Raw genomic sequence first — 16,373 nt, forward strand, 5'->3', positions numbered from 1 at the left:
ATTCAATTTCATACGTCTGTTATTGTGGGATTTGATATGCAGAAAAAAGAGCTTGACCCATTGCCTAATGTTCGGTCGGAAGAATGGAAAGTGGAGTCTGGAATCATTAGTGGCTTATATGTTAAGGCATACGAAGAAGAATTCAAGCGATTAGATATTTTTACACAAAAGGAAGCCGAAAAATATAACTTGCAAGGATTAAATCAAGCGACGATTGATAAAACACAATCGGCTGGATATGAAAAAGCTTACTACTTTGTACCACTGGGTGGGGATTATAAAGCTGTATATGATGCTTATATTAAAAATCAAAACATTTCAGCTACTGAAATACGTAATTTGTTTCTAAAAGAGAATTCTGAAATTAAATATCAGGATATTGGTATACATTACTTTAATACACAAGAAGGACTACCTAAACAAGAAATAGCAGATAGAATTGCTGAAAATTTAAAGAATGAAAAGGGATTACCTAAGGGAAATTATAGTGTTTCTATTTTCAAAGATTTTATTGTAGACCGAGTGGGACAACCAGACGGCGAAAATGTAAGTGTAGATGATATACCAAAAATAAATTAAGAAGGGAGATGAAATTAGTGGCAACAAATGAAAAACTAAAAACCTCCGATTTGGATATTATCGAACTGAGCGGGAAGACTGTATACGATGAACCCAAAAGAGGTACTAGTGTACATGTAAATGGCGATACAAACGTGTACAAGGTCAGAGAGGGAGTTTATAACACAAAATCCGGGCTCGACTACATGATTGTGGAAAATAAAAAAACAGGCGAAGTCGGTATGATATTCCAAGGGACGCAAGGACAAAAAAACGGCGGTAAGGACATCATCACCGACGCAACCTTGCCTGGAAATATCCCCGACGAACAATTAAAAGCCGCAGATAAAGCCTATAAGAAAATGAGTAAAAGATATAAGATTAGCTATGTTGGAGGAAACTCTTTAGGCGGTGGGCTAGGAAACTACGTGGCATCGAACAATGATGTTAAAAGCGTGACGTATAACCCAGCCATTTTGCCAGATGGAAAATATTCGCAAAAGAATCCCGATATAACCAACTATATGAGTGAATACGACCCACTAACACTCGGGGAAAAAAGTGCGGGCTATTTAAGCCGTTTACCCGGTAAAAACGTCACCTTAAAAAATAACATGCCCTTATTTGCTACACTTGCGTCTAACCACACGGGTTATGATGACCCTATCAAGATAGATGGGGAAGAAGTCCTTATTGACGCTGATGCCTACTTACCCGTTGGCGTATGGAGTGGGGAAATCCTCACAGGTGGAAAAGGGCATAAAATAGATGTAAACCCTGAAAATATGAAAATCTTAGCCAATTCCATGGTATCGAAAATGAAAGGACAAATTACCACCGCCCAGTCCCACGTTGACCATGCGGTCGATATTGTCGAACGAGAAGGCAACAAGCTAGACGACCGAACAGCGAAGTTAACAGACAGCCTCGACGATTTAATCGGACAAGGGAGCTTCGGGAAAGCCCTGACGACAATGGCGGGCTATGAGTTCCTACGTGACACGATAGAATCGGGGAATCCGGCAATTTCAATGGCAGTCAAGGCGATAAACAAGCTTCAAACGTCGTCTGTCGTTACCGACTTTTTATTGAACTTTTTGGGCAAATTTGACGGTTTAATCGCGACATCTATTGATTTACCCATTCTTATTGTCGATACTGTCACACGACTAGACGACATTATCACCCAGCTAAATGCACTTAAAAAGTACGCTGTTCCTCAACTTTTTAAAGGGATAGACAACGAATTTTTCAATGATGGCATGGTGGCAGAACTGAAAGCCCATTATAAAGTGATAGACGAAAATAAAGAAGTCGTGACGAACCAAATTGTGACTTTCGGGACACAAGTCACGTATGTATCGAAGGAGCTAGAGAAAGCGGATAAGCTGTTAACCGCTACTGAAAAAGTAGAACGCGCATCCGCACCGCCTGCCACTTCGGAGTTTACGTTACAAGAATCAAAAGCGCTTAAGGACGGCATGGGGAAAAAGCAGAAATTACTAGATAATAATTATAAGCGATTTAGTGAAGATGCTGTGTCCTCCCTTGACCCCGTTATTAGTCATTTTTCAAGTACATTAAGCTTATTAGACGAAACTGTGGACGATTTTATCCAAGGACTAAAAAACGCGCGGGGAACGTTTGAACGTCTTGATGTTCCTTTTACAAATTTAGACGAGGCTATTCCCATTTTACTTACTCAAGCTATTAACGCGCTAAAACCTTATCAAACAGCACTTGAATCCATCAAAACCGCTGTGCGCTCTTTACGCGGGGGTGGCTTGCATGATGTTCTAGAAGCTTACCGCCCTTATATTGATACCGCCCTTTTTGAAGGGACTCAGTTCCAAAATGTAATCGCGCTGAATAAGGCATCAGTCAACATTTATGAAAGTTCGAAAGCAGTTTTCCAAGATATTAAATATCAGCTAAGCGATAACAAAGCCGTGGCAGTTGAGGCGTTGGACAAGTTGGCGGACAAAATAGTGACGAATTTAACCGAACTTATCGGTCAACTCAAGCGCGGCAGTATTGACGTATAAGGGGGCGGAAAAGATGGAACAAGAAGAGCTTATCCAAGAACTAGAGCTTAATCAGATTCGTCAAAAAGCAGCAAAAGAAATACTGGAAAAGGAGCGGGAGCATTTAAACTATTTTGAAGAAGGAAAAAAAGAATACGTGTGGAAAATGGCACAGGAGCTAGAACAGGCAGAAGGAGACATTTTCGAGGGCTTACTTAGTCATATTCGTGAAGAAGGCGGTTTATGCAGTCGCCGTTTGAATCGTGCTGCTGAAGATGCACGGAAATTTGTGCAACGTGCAGAGCAACATTTAAAGGAACAACAAGAAGAAGGGGACAGGCTACTTGATTTGTTTCTTGCATCCATGATGGAAAATAAAAAATAGAACGGGCTACTTTGAGTAGTCTGTTTTTTATTGCCTTCTTCATACGTATAGAATGTGTTCTCTGTGAGTAGGGAAACTTGTGAAAATCGGATATTGATTTTAAGGGTTCAAATAGACGTTCTAAGAGCTCTTGATGTGTTTTGGTAGTTTGGGGTTATTTTTTAGGGAAAAGACGCTTAAAAAGCCTTTTTGTGAGTTTTAAATTACTTTGAACGTTAATAGGTATCTTGCCCTTTTAGAAATTCGAGCCTTTAGCCCTGTTTTCAAGGATACAAGAAAAAGCACGGCTCCACTTCAATAGAACAATACGTATATAGAAACAGTTTTTTTTCTGATGTGATTACTTGCGAGTTAAAACGACGGAACAAGGGGGAATTATAGACAAATAAAAACAGGCTACTTTTATGTTTATACAGTAGCCTGTTATTTTTATTCATTCTGTGTCCTGAAGGTCGCCCCTCGCTCTGCCCTTTTTATTTGTTTTTAAATAGTTTTAAGTAAATAGTTACATTGTATTATTATAGTGTTAAGTGTTGACATATTGCGGTTTTTAGTTTTTAAATGTTTGTAAAAATAGGGTGTTTACTTTTATGAGTGAAAAGAACAATTTCAATTAAGTCAATCAGTAAACAACTAAAAAAACGAACGATTCTTTCCGACTTTTCGTGTGAAATGACAAGCGGGGAAGTTTACGGATTTCAAGGAGCAAATGGATCAGGAAAAACAGTCTTATTTAAAATGTTACTGGGTTTTTTAAAACCAGATCATGGAAGTATCGAAATAGACGGGCAAAAATTATATCAGGAAATTGAATTTCCGCCAGATACTGGATTTATCATTGAATATCCTGGTTTCGTTAAGTACTATACAGGAAAAGAAAACTTGCGATTGCTTGCTTCCGTTCAAAATAAAATCGGGGAAAGCGAAATCGTTGCAGCAATGAAGCGAGTCGAATTAGAGGTACATAGTAAAATGAAGGTGAAAGATTATTCGCTCGGTATGAAACAACGATTAGGAATAGCCCAAGCTTTCATGGAAGATCCCTCGCTTATCATTTTGGATGAACCCACTAATGCCCTAGATAAAAAAGGAATAAAGCTACTTTCTGAACTAATTTTCGAGTGGAAAAAGTCTGGTATGTACTGCTTACAAGCCATAATGAAAAATTTTTACAGGAAGTTTGTACAAAGTTGTTTTTCCTTGAATCGGGCAAGGTTTACTTAGAAGAGGAGGTAGAAGCGTGAAGAAAAGCTATATTTGGCTGGGCATAATCATTTTAATACTTGCTAGCCTTGCAAGTTTTCGTTTCTACAAGCTTCATTCTGTTGCACAATCCATTCATTTTCAGACTATAAAACTTGCAAAAAATGGACCTATCCGAACAAAAAGTGGAATTACTATTCAAGCGAATCAAATAGGAACTTTAAAAAAAGAAGAACTCACCTATCAGAAATTTAAGCTTGGTATAACTAATCATTCAGATAAAAAGTTAGAAATAAAATTAGACGAATTATACTTATCTAATCAAGCGTTTGCGACAAGTATCCCTGTCTCTTATGAGTCTTTACAAAAAGATGATCGCACAATCAAGTGGGGCACTCAAATTCATTTAAAGCCCGGTCAAGATGGTCAATATGAAATGGTCATTCCAATTTTGCCTAGTTTTTACCAAACGGTAACCGGAAAACTGCAGCTTTATTTGCATTATCGCTTCTTGGATGTAGCAGCGAATCAAATAGTTGACTACGAACAAGCCTTACAGTAAGGTCACATAAAATTCATATACAAACTTCGTGTTTCCCGTTACAATAAAAGTGAAAAGAAATTTGGAAATAAAGAGGGAGAAAAAGTGGAAAAACATTTGATTTGTTCGGATTTGGATGGAACGCTTCTTTCCAGTGACCAGATGATTTCGCAGAAAAACAAGCAAATTTTGCAGGATTTAATAGCGGATGGGCATTATTTTACTGTGGCTACAGGTCGACTTTTTACGATGGCACGTTTTTTTGCGGAGTCTGTGCATAAAGAAGCGGGAGTCATTGCTTCAAACGGTGCGATTGCGGTGTCAGGAAGCGGAAAGGTGCTTTATAAAGCAAAAATTAGACCAGAAGTGCTACTTGAGATTTATAGAATCTGTCAAAGTGAGGATATGCTCGTCTCCTTTTTCTCGGAAAATACGGTTTATTCAACGAAAGAACGGAAGCGATTACGGAAAACGAGCGATGCTGCTGCGCGAGTGGCTGCCCCGAGTTATAAACTTGTTGAGCGAGAAACGGATTTTCTGCAAGTTATTCCGGAAATTGTCAATGGGATTGTGATTGAAGACGATGGGCCGAAGCGGATTGGGATTGTTCGAGAGCTTTTGGAGAAAGTAAATGGTTTGACTTGCTTATCTTCACACGCAAACAATATCGAGCTCCTTCCAGAGGGACATGATAAGCGCTTAGCTGTTCGTGAACTTGCAAGGGAACTTCATGTGAAACCGGAAAATGTGATCGCTTTTGGAGACGGCGAAAATGATCTTCACATGCTCCGAGAAGCAGGTGTCGGCGTTGCTATGAAAAACGCGGATCATTTTGTGAAAAAACAAGCGGATGCTGTGACAAAGTCTAATGATCGTGATGGAGTCTATCATTTTTTAAAAAGCTATTTTTACAAATAAAGAAGGTGAAACGATGTTTTATGGCACGATGCAAGAACAAGGGCTGGTGCTTGCTAAAACGAATGTGGGCATTTGTTTTATCGGAAACAGCCTTGACCAATTAAAAAGCTGGCAAAAAAGACATCTGCCAAAAGAAGTCTTGCAGCAAGATGAAGCAAAGCTTGTGGTGGAAAAAAAGCAACTTCTTGATTATTATGAGGGAAAGCGAAAAACATTTGATTTTCCGCTTGATTTTGAAGTTACCCCTTTTTCAAAACATGTTTATCAAGCACTCCTCGAAATTCCTTACGGGGAAACAACGACGTATGGGGAGATTGCAGAAAAAATCGGACGAAAATCAGCTGTTCGCGCTGTTGGAAGAGCAATTGGAGCCAATCCGATTTGGATTGTTGTTCCCTGTCATCGCGTGATCGGGAAAGATGGTTCATTAACTGGTTATGCAGGCGGCCTAGATATGAAAACGCAACTGCTTGCACTTGAAAAAGCACACAAATAAACCGGAAAGCTTAAGGACTTTCCGGTTTATTTCTTTTAATAGCCAGTTTCAACGGAGGCATTTACGATGTACATCATTTCATTTTTGTCTTCCTTTTCAGCAAGGAAAATGCCACTTGTTGTAATCATACCGCCATCCATTAGTTCCACTTCAACCGTGCCATAAGGAATTAGTTTCTTAACAGCTTCTTTGTCAAGTAAATCTTTATCCGTAGGAACGGCAAGCTTGATGCGCACTTTCATATTGTTTAAATCTTGGTTTGGTAACAGTTCTTCGATTCCAGGCATTGAGTTATGATAAATGGCATGCTGGACGGCGCGTTCTGCCGCTTTTGTAACATTCTGTCCATGAACATCAACACCAAATCCAGTTTGGATAAAAAGTAATTTTTCCATCAAAAAACCTCCTAAAATTGGTCAATAAATGGCATACCCGGACGATCCTTCGCAAATTCTTTTAAAACAGCGGTAAAAGCAGCCCCGTCTGGATCGCCTGCTTGCTTGTGAGCCTCGATAAATTGCTTTTGCTGTTGGCGACTTAAGTCACGCATAAGGTGAATCCCGGTTGAAGTAAGAAAAAGCGTTCGTTTCCGCTGATCTTCTTCACTTACTGCAATATAAATGAGTCCCTTTTCTTTGAGCTCACGAAGCGGCTTCGCGAGCGCTTGCTTGCTAATTTCTAGGATCTTGGTCAGCTCACTCGTTGTCATTCCAGGAATTTGTTCTGCAAAAAAAAGAATCCGGTGATGGAGATGCGAAAGACCACGTGGCGAAATGATCGCATCTAGAGAATCCGTGAAACTTTTGTAAGCAAAATAAAACATGGCTATTTGCTGATTGAGTTGCTTTTCATTATTCATTTTTTAGCCCCTTTTTATTGAATAAGTTAAGTATAGCATAACCTGATTTTCTCGAAAAAAGAAAGTCCTTTTTTTTCGTGAAAAAGGGTAGAAAGGGCAATTTTTGGGTAAAGGGAAATGAAGAACTCGAATGTAGGAGGTAGGGGTTATGGAAAATTATCAACGAATTTTAGTCGCCGTCGATGGTTCAGATCAGGCGGATCGAGCTTTTCAAAAAGCGCTTGAACTAGCTGGAAAATACGGGGCAGCGCTTGGAATTGCGAGTGTAGTCGATTTACGCTCCTTTTCGCCCAATATTTCTTATGATGGTTCCCTTGAAGAGCGTGCGAAAGAAAAAGCAAGATCACGCGTTGCTGGTTACCGCGACCGAGCCGAATCAGCCGGCATAAAAGAAATTGTGACATATGTCGAAAGTGGAAATCCAAAAACGATACTAGCTAAAGAAATTCCAGAAGAGTTTGACGCAGATTTAATTGTTGCCGGTGCGACAGGGTTAAACAAAGTTGAAAAAATTGTACTTGGTAGTATTTCTACTTATATTTTAGCGCATTCAGGCGTAGATACACTGATTGCACGCTAGAAGAAAAGCCAGCAAGGCGCACGCGCCTTGCTGGCTTTTAATTTTGCTTCGGACTCTTAAGCTTCCTTGAAGAAGTTCGGAAGATATTCCTTGTGCGCTTCGAGTAGCTCATCAAGTAAAATGCGAGCTTCAGCGTCACCAGGTGTGAGCGGATTGATTGTCATCGCAAGTAGCGCTTTGTCATAATCCCCAGTCACTGCAGCTTCTGCTGTAAGCCGCTCAAACGTCTTGATTTCTTGAACAATCCCGTTAATGGCAATCGGAAGACGACCACTTGCAAGCGGAATTGGACCTTGACGTGTAATCACACAGTTTGTTTCAATGGCAGAATCTGGATCAATATCAAGAATCGCCCCGTTATTACGTGTGTTGACAATTTGAATATCACGTTTATCATTGTAAATCGAATTAATCAAGTTACAAGCCGCTTCACTGTAGTAAGCCCCGCCACGTTGCTCCAATTGTTTTGGCTTTTCAGCTAGTTCTTCTTGTTTATAAAGCTCAAACAGTTCCGCTTCCACTTTTTTCACAACTTCCGCACGCGTTCCGTGTTCCGCGTAAGCTTTCGCTTGATCGTCCAGTTGTTCTTTTGTTTGCCAGTAATAGCGCAAGTAATCAATTGGAATCATGTTGAGCGTACGTAAGAAAGTTTTATCCCAGCCCGTTGCATTAATGTTTTTGAGCGTTGAACCAGCATCACCTTCCGTCATTTTATAAACGACATCGCGTGTAACATCTTTCCCTTGATAATAAACCGTTTTAGCGAAAACCATGTGATTTAAGCCAACAAATTCCACGTAAATTTCAGTTGGATCAACACCAAGCGTTTCGGCAATATTGCGTTCAATCCCGATTGGTCCGTTACAAAGCCCAACTACTTTTTTCTGATTGCTATAGCGAAGAACCGCTTCTGTCACCATTCCAGCGGGGTTTGCAAAATTAATCAGCCAAGCATCCGGACAAAGCCGTTCCATATCGCGGCAAATATCAAGGATAACTGGAATTGTCCGAAGTCCTTTAAACATACCGCCGGGACCGTTCGTTTCTTGCCCAACTACGCCGTGAGAATTTGGAATTCGTTCATCTTTAATCCGTGCATCAAGCAATCCAACGCGAAGTTGTGTTGTGACAAAATCCGCATCTTTAAGCGCTTCTTCGCGGTCAAGCGTCAAATGGATTTCCATATCAACGCCAGCTTTTTTCACCATGCGTTTAGCTAAATTACCAACGATTTCAAGCTTTTCTTTCCCGGCTTCTACATCGACAAGCCAAAGTTCACGAACAGGCAGTTCATTTTGGCGTTTGATAAAGCCTTCTATTAATTCTGGCGTATAACTAGATCCGCCACCGATCGTTGCAATTTTGATACCATTTTTTTTCATTATCGCTTCCTCCAATATTTAAAGAGCAACCCAATGATTGCGCTTTCTATTTTCGTAACAGCTGTTCTTTACACATTTAGTATAGAAAGAATAAACGAAAAATACTAGCCTGATTTGTCCTTTAGGTAGCTATTTTTCAAGTTGGAACTTGTTACATTTGAGTAACAAAGTGTTACATGGTAAAATGAGCGAGTGGAGGCGATGACTTTGTTATTTCTAGAACAATCCGTAGAATTAAATGATACCGAACTTGAAATCTATAACTTTATTACCGCAAACTTACAAAAAGTCGTTTACATGCGAATTCGCGATTTGGCTGATGAAACGCATGTAAGCACGACAACCATCTTGCGCTTTTGCCGCAAATTTAACTGCAGCGGATTTTCTGAATTTCGCGTCAAACTGAAGCTCTATGCGGAAAAAAGGCGACGCATCGCAATTGATATGTCGGACGAAACAACGTATATTGATTTTTTAAAGCGAACAGCAGGTGACGAATTTCAAGAACAACTGCAGAGTGCGGTGTCGATTTTGCGTCAATCCGAACTCGTTTTATTTGTTGGAATTGGTTCGTCTGGCGTGATTGCAGAGTACGGAGCGCTTTATTTTTCATCCTTATTCACGCTTGCGCTTCACATTGAAGACCCGCTTAATCATCCGTTTTACCATCTTTCAGATAAACTCTCGGACAAAATTTGCCTAGTTGCCTTGTCGGTTGACGGCGAAAATGAAGACATCATCCGCTATATTCACGAGCTCAAAACACAAAAATGCCAAGTGATTTCGATTACCAACAGTTCAAAATCTAGCATTGCACGTTTGTCTGATGCCAATATTGCTTATTATATCAATAAAGAAATGTATCAAGATGCGAACATTACATCTCAACTTCCAGCTCTTTATACGATAGAATGTATTGCGCGCGAGATCCGCAGCCAAATTGATTCAAATGATTGACAAAAAGTCATTGTAAAAAATGATACTTTGTTGTTATAATGAGAAACGGACAATAGATACTCAACATGACAAAAGCAACCAGGAATGGTTTGCTTTTTTTTGTTTGAATTTTACTAAAGGGGAATTTACATGTTACTCAATTTGGCGCGGACAGCTCGAATAAAGGCTGGACGTTTTTCTGTTTTTATCCATAAAATTCTTTCGCCAGCCACACTTGCAACACTCACAGTCGCGCTAATTGGCAGCTGGCTGCTTTTTGTCGCGCCTCAAATTGGTGTTGCTGATAATGGAGACTTTTTCCGAGTCTTTTCAGGAAACGGTTTATACACACTGGGTTCCGATTACGAAGCATCACAATTTGGTTACTTTATCAAAGAATATGGCATTTACCAGTTTTTTAACGAACAAGGAAATGCCTTTTTTTCTTCACAAAATTTATTCGTTCAAGTGGCAATCACATTAAATAAAGTTTTTTTCTCGCAAAAAGTGTTTCACATTAGCTTTTTAGCCGCTGTTTATTTTTTATTCTATTTGACCGCATTTTATCTTTTCGTAAAAGGACTGACCATGAAACTTGCTGGCTGGACCGGCTATCTGGTGGCGTTTCTAGCTGTTTTCATTTTTGGTGATTTAGCGTATCTCGCTTATTTCAATTCCTTTTATGCGGAAGGCTTGATGCTGATAGCGATGCTGTTCATTGCCGCTTCCTTTTTGTGGTTCGATGCCTCAGCAAAATTTCCCTACCTCATGCTACTCGTCTTTGTTTTCGGGAGCCTACTACTCATCACCGCAAAACAGCAAAACGCTCCGCTAGCCCTCATTTTGACTCTCTCAGGCCTTACTTTACTCACGATTCAGCAAGAACGGAAATTTCGGCTACTCGTCTGGATTTCCCTTGCAGTCATCTTCATTTCAGGCGTACTAACTTATGTGCTAATCCCAAAGACCTTCGTCACAATTAATCAGTATCAAACAATGAGTCAAGGCGTTTTGCTGAAAGCTCAAAAGCCAGAAAAAGCCTTACGTGATCTCGATATGAATCCGCAATTCGCTTTATTAAAAGGAACAACTTATTACCAGAAGTATAAAATGATCGATCCAGATAGCGAATTAATCGAGCGAGCCTTTTATGATGATTATAGCTTCGGAAGCGTGTTGCAATTTTATTTGACGCATCCAAGCGAATTAGCAGCCATGCTTGAAATTTCCACCAAGCAAGCTTTCCAAATTCGACCGCATGAAATGGGGAATTACGACAAGTCCGCTCAAAAACCATTTGCTGCAAAATCCCATTTCTTTAGTTTGTATAGCGATGTAAAAGCAAAAATGACGCCGCCATCAGTTGGTTTGCTTATTTTGCTTAGCCTCGTTTTCCTAGCGAGTTACAATTGGAAAATCCCGCGCCGAATCAAACAGCAAGATAAGGAAGGTTTGGTAAAAGGAGCGCTTGCTTTTTTACTTGTTGCAACTGGGTTCGCCGTGATTGCGATCAGCTTTATCGGAGACGGTGAAGCCGATCTTGCCAAACATGAATTTTTATTTAATGTTTGTTTTGATTTAGCTCTCTTGATAGGAATAGCTTCGCTCGGCAAAATGCTTTCAGATAGGAGGAACAAGTCAAAATGAAAAAAAGAATCCTGCTAATACTTTTCATCATTTTTTCATCAGTTTGTCTTCCTCACACGAGTTTTGCGGTTTCAAATGAACAACCTGAAACGGTGGTTATCTATGATAGCCTGGATAAACAAGGGGCGAAAAATGGAAATGTCGATTTGCTCGTTCGGATGCTCATTTCGGTTGGAACAAGTGTCAAGCTCATGCAAGCTTCAGAAGCGAAGAACCTGACTTTCTATTCACATGTGATTGTCTTGCAAAATGAGCCAGCAGATTTATCGGATGAGCTAAGCCAAAAACTAAAGCAAGTTCAAGAAACGCTTTTATTCATTGGGGAAAAGCCCCCAAATTGGTTGCGAGAGGCATTACATTTGAAAATAGAGCTGCTTCAAGATGCGCAACTGCAAATGGGAAATGATCGTGGAACAAACTTTGTACCAATTATGGCAAGCAAAACCCCACTGGTGACACAATTTACTGGTGATCCCATTGGAAAAGTCCAAACAACGAATTCGTCTGGTCCCTTTGCTGTGAAACAAGGCAAAAGGAGTTATGCAAGCTTCCTACAAAAAGATACACCAAGTGAAGCATTACTTTTGGATGTTTTAACCACTCTTTATAAAGTTCCAGTTTCAGCTCCACAACAATTTGTAGTGCTTCGAGATGTCAATCCATTTGTTGATTTTAAACAAGTCAAAAAGCGAGCAGATTCGTTTTATCAAGCCAATCTTCCGTTTCTCGTCAGTGCAGGTCCGGTATTTCAAAATACAGAATCACTAGCTGCGAAGCGCTATGCGGACTTGCTTCGTTATTTGGAAGAGCGCGGAGGACGCATCCTTGTGAATGTTCCAGTTGTTTCAGCTGGGGCAAGTAAGCCTGATGAACTGGAACGAGTCATGCAAAGTTCGATTCATTTTTTAGCTACAAATGAAATTGCACCGCTTGGGGTGAGTGCAGAAGATTACTGGTTGCAGGATGCGATTTATCGTTCGGAAGGATTGCTACCTTTTTCATCGGGTATTTTCTTTCCAAGTCAGAAAGCCAAAATGTTTACAGCCAAAACGAAAGAAGCGGTTTTTACCGAGGACGCGCCATTTTATCTAGACGGCACGGCTTATCAAAATTGGATCGGAGAAACAGCGAAAGAAAACTTGTTTCAGGTTCCAACTGTTCTTGGTATTTCACTTTTTGAGAAAGATGAAAAGTGGAACCAGTTACTAAATATGCTTAAAAAGCAATCGATTCAGGATTATGGCAAGCTTGATCACACAGTAACGACGAAGCTTGATACGATTCAATTTAAAGCAGGGCAAGTAACTATCAACGGGAAAGAACCAGATCCAAAACTAAAATCGGATTTAAAAAAGCAGCAAGATGAGCAACCAAAAGCGTCACTAACGGATTTTTTTCTGTTCAATCGAAAATTTTCAGTGTGATTATACTGATAACCCTAGTGATTTTTTCATTGTTATTTATGATTGGCTACCGAATTTATCGTAAAAAGTATTTGAAATGAGGGACGAGGCATGACAGTAGCAGATTATTTATCGCTTTTTGCAGTGATCTGCATTTGGAGTTTGTTGCTTGTAAATATTGTTTTAATTATTGCTGGCTACGTATATTATTTGCGGAATGAGCGGAGGGAGATTCCGACGATTGAAGGGGGATTTCCATTTGTTTCCATCATGGTTCCGGCACACAATGAAGGAAAAGTTATTGAACGAACGGTGGAATCTTTACTTGCTTTTGATTATCCGGAAGACCGCTATGAACTCATTGTGATTAACGATAATTCTTCTGATGAAAGCGAAAGGGTACTTGAGGGTGTGAAAAAGCGTTACCCGCACCGAAATTTTCAGGTTATAAACACCGATGCAAAAACAGGTGGTAAGGGAAAATCGAATGCACTTAACATTGGCTTTGAGGAAAGTCGCGGGGATTTGATCGCGATTTATGATGCAGATAATACCCCTGAAAAACCTGCTCTACGCTATCTAGTTTCAGAGATTTTGCATGACCAAAAGCTAGGCGCCGTTATCGGGAAATTTCGAACGTGCAATCGTGATGCAAGCTGGCTAACTCGGTTTATTAACATCGAAACCTTGTCTTTTCAGTGGATGGCACAAGCTGGACGCTGGTCACTCTTTAAACTATGCACGATTCCAGGGACGAATTTTATTGTGCGCCGTTCGATTCTTGAAGCAATTGGGGGCTGGGATGTTAAAGCCGTTGCCGAAGATACAGAAATCAGCTTTCGAATTTATATGATGGGGTATCACATCAAATTCCAATCGAAAGCCGTTACTTGGGAACAGGAACCGCAAACTTTGGCTGTTTGGTTTAAACAACGTGCGCGCTGGGCGAAGGGGAATATTTATGTCATTTTGAAAAATGTTCCCTTGCTGTTTAAAAAGTCAGCAAGGCGAATTCGCTTTGATATTTTATATTTTCTTTCGATTTATTTTCTGCTGCTGAGCTCGCTTCTTTTAAGTGATACGTTGCTCGTTTTGCATTTACTAGGATACGTCCACACGACGCTCGCGGGATTTAGCGGCTCGCTCTGGATTCTTGCGATTCTTCTTTTTATCACGGGGACGTTTATTACACTTTCAACCGAGAAAGACGAGATTTCGCTATCCAACCTGGGGTACATTATGCTGATGTATGTGACATATTGCCAACTTTGGATGGTGGTCGCGGCATATGGGTTTTACATTTTCTTGAAAGATACGCTTTTGAAAAGAGAAACGAAATGGTATAAAACAGAAAGATTTTAGGAGGAAAGTCATGAAAAAATGGTTGGCAGGATTGTTTCTGATTGGGATTTTTCTATTTGCAGTCCGTATAGAAGCAGAAGCTGCAGGGAACACTTATTCGTTTCCGTTTGATTCGGACCGAGAAGCACAAGGGAAATTCACGACGACGAAGGAAAGTTTTACACTGGAAGATTACTGGCAAACAAATTCGGTTAAGTTGAAACTGGTTTACCGGGTTTCGCCACTTCTGGAACAAGAGGTTTCTAGCTTAACGTTTCGTATAAATGGCGTATTTTTTCACTCGTTTCGGCCTGATGGAAAAACGGGCGGCGCCAAGCAGCTTGAACTGGAAGTGCCGAAGGAGAAGCTAAAAAAGGGCGAAAATGTGCTAACGATCGAGGGTTTTGTTTATTCGACGCGGACGGATGATCGCTGTACGATCGATGAAACGCCGGCGAACTGGTTGCATATTGATAAGGCGACAAGCATAGAAGTAAACTATGACGAAAAGCCGTTTTCAGCAACGATCGCGGATTTTAACAAGCGATTTACGGGAATAGATACCATTTCGAAAAAAATGAGCGGAGTCTTTACGCGAGCGAAAAGTAGCAATGCAGAAATGACTGCTGGGCTGAGGGCGCTTGCTTCGTTTTCATCGCGCAACAATGCAACCGATTCGTCTTCCATTCCGTTTTCAACTGTTTCTGGAGGCGACAAGTGGGATAGGAGTCGCTACCGACTTTTACTAGCCGATTATTCTCACTTGCAAGCAAAATGGAAGCAGCAAATTCCAGACGATAAGCATTTGAAGAAGGAAGCACTCATGAAGCTTGTGCAAGAAGGGGATAAGCAAGTTCTCATTGTGACTTCTAAAAATAAAAAGGCGCTTGAAACAGCTGGGCGACTTTTGGGCAACGAAGAATTGACCAATCAACTTATGGTTTCAGAAAAATGGGTAGGTGAAGACGAAAATGTGACAACAAGGAAGGAAAACCTTTCAAAGGAAGTCAAACTAACAGAATCAGGTGACCGGGTGAAGGGAACCGGACATGTGGAGCAAGATTACTTTGTGAAGCTTGCGCCTAATCAGTCGATTACAAACGGAACAAAACTCGATCTTCATTTTCGCTATGCGGAAAACCTTGATTTTAAACATTCGCTTGTCACGGTTCTTATTAACGGAAAACCTATTGCCAGTAAGAAACTTTCTGAAAAAGAAGCAAACGGGGATCACTTTTCGGTGCGAGTACCCAAAGATCTAAAAGTAGCAGGAAACTTTAATCTCACTGTCGCATTTGATTTTATCTTGGAAGACAATGAATGTGGTTTTACAGCAGATTCAGAGATCCCGTGGGGCTTCATCACTTCGGATACGCGCTTAAATCTTCAAACGGACGAACAAGAAGATCTACTATTTAGTCACTATCCTTATCCATTTATCCAAGATGGCGAGTTTGATCATACTCTGATTGTCTTACGAGACCAACTTAGTGAGCATGAATTTGGAACGTTAGAAAATTTATTCCACTTGCTCGGAAGCTCAGTGACAGGAAACGGTGGGGCGCTTGAAGTCATTCGCAGCAAAGATTTTTCTGTCAAAGATGAAAATAAAAATCTGATTGTTATTGGAAATAAGAAGCAAAATCAAGTGATGGCGAAGGCCAGTTCAGATTTGTATTTTGCCTATAACAAACAAGGAAATTATTTTGTTTCCAATGAAAAAATGAAAATCGACCCGAGTTATGGCGAGAAACTAGGCAGTGTGCAACTTCTACCTTCGATTTATAACAAAAAGCGAGCTTTCCTTGCCGTAACTGGACCAACGCCTGAAATGACGGAACTGGGATCGAATTTACTCGGGTCAAACGAGTTTCTAAGTAAAACATATGGCGACGGAGTCCTAATCGACCAAGATGAAAATATTCACAGCTACCGTTTCAAGAAAGTAGCAGCAAGCGGAGAAACTTCTAAGATCGGCGACATGCTTCAAGTGAATCGCGCAGTCATTCCATTTGGCGTTGTCGCGCTTTTACTCCTCGTTTTGTTAGTCGTTGCCACGATTTTCTTAGTTCGCAAATATCGGAATAAATAGGAGAGAAA

General features: G+C 40.4%; 16 protein-coding genes. 13 read left to right on the forward strand and 3 right to left on the reverse strand.

What is annotated here, in order from left to right; all coding sequences use genetic code 11:
* The 7 genes from HCK02_RS08260 to HCK02_RS08290 all read left to right on the forward strand — a co-directional run.
* On the forward strand, positions 1 to 579 hold a 579-nt coding region (locus HCK02_RS08260; protein ID WP_167629650.1), incomplete at its 5' end, for a DUF1672 family protein.
* A 17-nt stretch (positions 580 to 596) separates the two neighbouring features.
* Positions 597 to 2,603, forward strand: a complete 2,007-nt coding sequence (locus HCK02_RS08265; protein ID WP_246215558.1) for an SA1320 family protein — start codon at positions 597 to 599, stop codon at positions 2,601 to 2,603.
* A 13-nt stretch (positions 2,604 to 2,616) separates the two neighbouring features.
* Positions 2,617 to 2,967, forward strand: a complete 351-nt coding sequence (locus tag HCK02_RS08270) for a hypothetical protein (protein ID WP_167629652.1) — start codon at positions 2,617 to 2,619, stop codon at positions 2,965 to 2,967.
* Positions 2,968 to 3,561: 594 nt separating this feature from the next.
* Complete coding sequence (locus tag HCK02_RS08275; protein WP_246215559.1) at positions 3,562 to 4,191, forward strand: ATP-binding cassette domain-containing protein; 630 nt, start codon at positions 3,562 to 3,564, stop codon at positions 4,189 to 4,191.
* A 16-nt stretch (positions 4,192 to 4,207) separates the two neighbouring features.
* Positions 4,208 to 4,732 carry a hypothetical protein gene (locus HCK02_RS08280; RefSeq protein WP_167629653.1) on the forward strand — a complete coding sequence of 175 codons (525 nt, stop codon included), beginning with the start codon at positions 4,208 to 4,210 and terminating at the stop codon, positions 4,730 to 4,732.
* Positions 4,733 to 4,816: 84 nt separating this feature from the next.
* Complete coding sequence (locus tag HCK02_RS08285; RefSeq protein WP_167629654.1) at positions 4,817 to 5,629, forward strand: Cof-type HAD-IIB family hydrolase; 813 nt, start codon at positions 4,817 to 4,819, stop codon at positions 5,627 to 5,629.
* Between the two features lie 13 nt (positions 5,630 to 5,642).
* Positions 5,643 to 6,125, forward strand: coding sequence for a methylated-DNA--[protein]-cysteine S-methyltransferase (locus tag HCK02_RS08290; protein WP_246215560.1), 483 nt, complete (start codon positions 5,643 to 5,645; stop codon positions 6,123 to 6,125).
* 35 nt (positions 6,126 to 6,160) lie between these two features.
* Here HCK02_RS08290 and HCK02_RS08295 read toward each other — a convergent pair whose 3' ends face one another.
* Both HCK02_RS08295 and HCK02_RS08300 read right to left on the reverse strand, forming a co-directional pair.
* Entirely contained in the window at positions 6,161 to 6,520 is a 360-nt protein-coding gene (locus HCK02_RS08295; RefSeq protein ID WP_167629655.1) for a Lin0512 family protein, read from the reverse strand.
* Between the two features lie 11 nt (positions 6,521 to 6,531).
* Positions 6,532 to 6,984 carry a MarR family winged helix-turn-helix transcriptional regulator gene (locus HCK02_RS08300; RefSeq protein ID WP_167629656.1) on the reverse strand — a complete coding sequence of 151 codons (453 nt, stop codon included), beginning with the start codon at positions 6,982 to 6,984 and terminating at the stop codon, positions 6,532 to 6,534.
* Between the two features lie 148 nt (positions 6,985 to 7,132).
* Between HCK02_RS08300 and HCK02_RS08305 the strand changes: the two genes are divergently transcribed.
* The gene (locus HCK02_RS08305; protein WP_167629657.1) at positions 7,133 to 7,564 is read left to right on the forward strand and encodes a universal stress protein; all 432 of its coding nucleotides are present in this window, start codon (positions 7,133 to 7,135) and stop codon (positions 7,562 to 7,564) included.
* A gap of 56 nt (positions 7,565 to 7,620) precedes the next feature.
* Here HCK02_RS08305 and HCK02_RS08310 read toward each other — a convergent pair whose 3' ends face one another.
* The gene (locus HCK02_RS08310; RefSeq protein WP_167629658.1) at positions 7,621 to 8,946 is read right to left on the reverse strand and encodes a 6-phospho-beta-glucosidase; all 1,326 of its coding nucleotides are present in this window, start codon (positions 8,944 to 8,946) and stop codon (positions 7,621 to 7,623) included.
* Between the two features lie 207 nt (positions 8,947 to 9,153).
* On the opposite strand from HCK02_RS08310, the gene HCK02_RS08315 reads away from it, so the two are divergent.
* From HCK02_RS08315 to HCK02_RS08335, 5 genes are all read left to right on the forward strand, one after another.
* Positions 9,154 to 9,903: a MurR/RpiR family transcriptional regulator gene (locus HCK02_RS08315; protein WP_167629659.1), complete on the forward strand. Its 750-nt coding sequence runs from the start codon at positions 9,154 to 9,156 to the stop codon at positions 9,901 to 9,903.
* 129 nt (positions 9,904 to 10,032) lie between these two features.
* Positions 10,033 to 11,529 carry a glycan biosynthesis hexose transferase WsfD gene (gene wsfD / locus HCK02_RS08320; protein WP_167629660.1) on the forward strand — a complete coding sequence of 499 codons (1,497 nt, stop codon included), beginning with the start codon at positions 10,033 to 10,035 and terminating at the stop codon, positions 11,527 to 11,529.
* Entirely contained in the window at positions 11,526 to 12,953 is a 1,428-nt protein-coding gene (locus HCK02_RS08325; RefSeq protein ID WP_167629661.1) for a DUF2334 domain-containing protein, read from the forward strand. The genes wsfD and HCK02_RS08325 overlap by 4 nt, the downstream gene beginning before the upstream one ends.
* 90 nt (positions 12,954 to 13,043) lie before the next feature.
* Complete coding sequence (locus HCK02_RS08330; RefSeq protein ID WP_167629662.1) at positions 13,044 to 14,294, forward strand: glycosyltransferase family 2 protein; 1,251 nt, start codon at positions 13,044 to 13,046, stop codon at positions 14,292 to 14,294.
* A gap of 10 nt (positions 14,295 to 14,304) precedes the next feature.
* Positions 14,305 to 16,365, forward strand: a complete 2,061-nt coding sequence (locus HCK02_RS08335) for a cellulose biosynthesis cyclic di-GMP-binding regulatory protein BcsB (RefSeq protein ID WP_167629663.1) — start codon at positions 14,305 to 14,307, stop codon at positions 16,363 to 16,365.
* Positions 16,366 to 16,373: the final 8 nt, after the last annotated feature.

Source organism: Listeria valentina, from assembly GCF_011800755.1.
GTDB classification, from domain to species: Bacteria; Bacillota; Bacilli; order Lactobacillales; family Listeriaceae; genus Listeria; species Listeria valentina.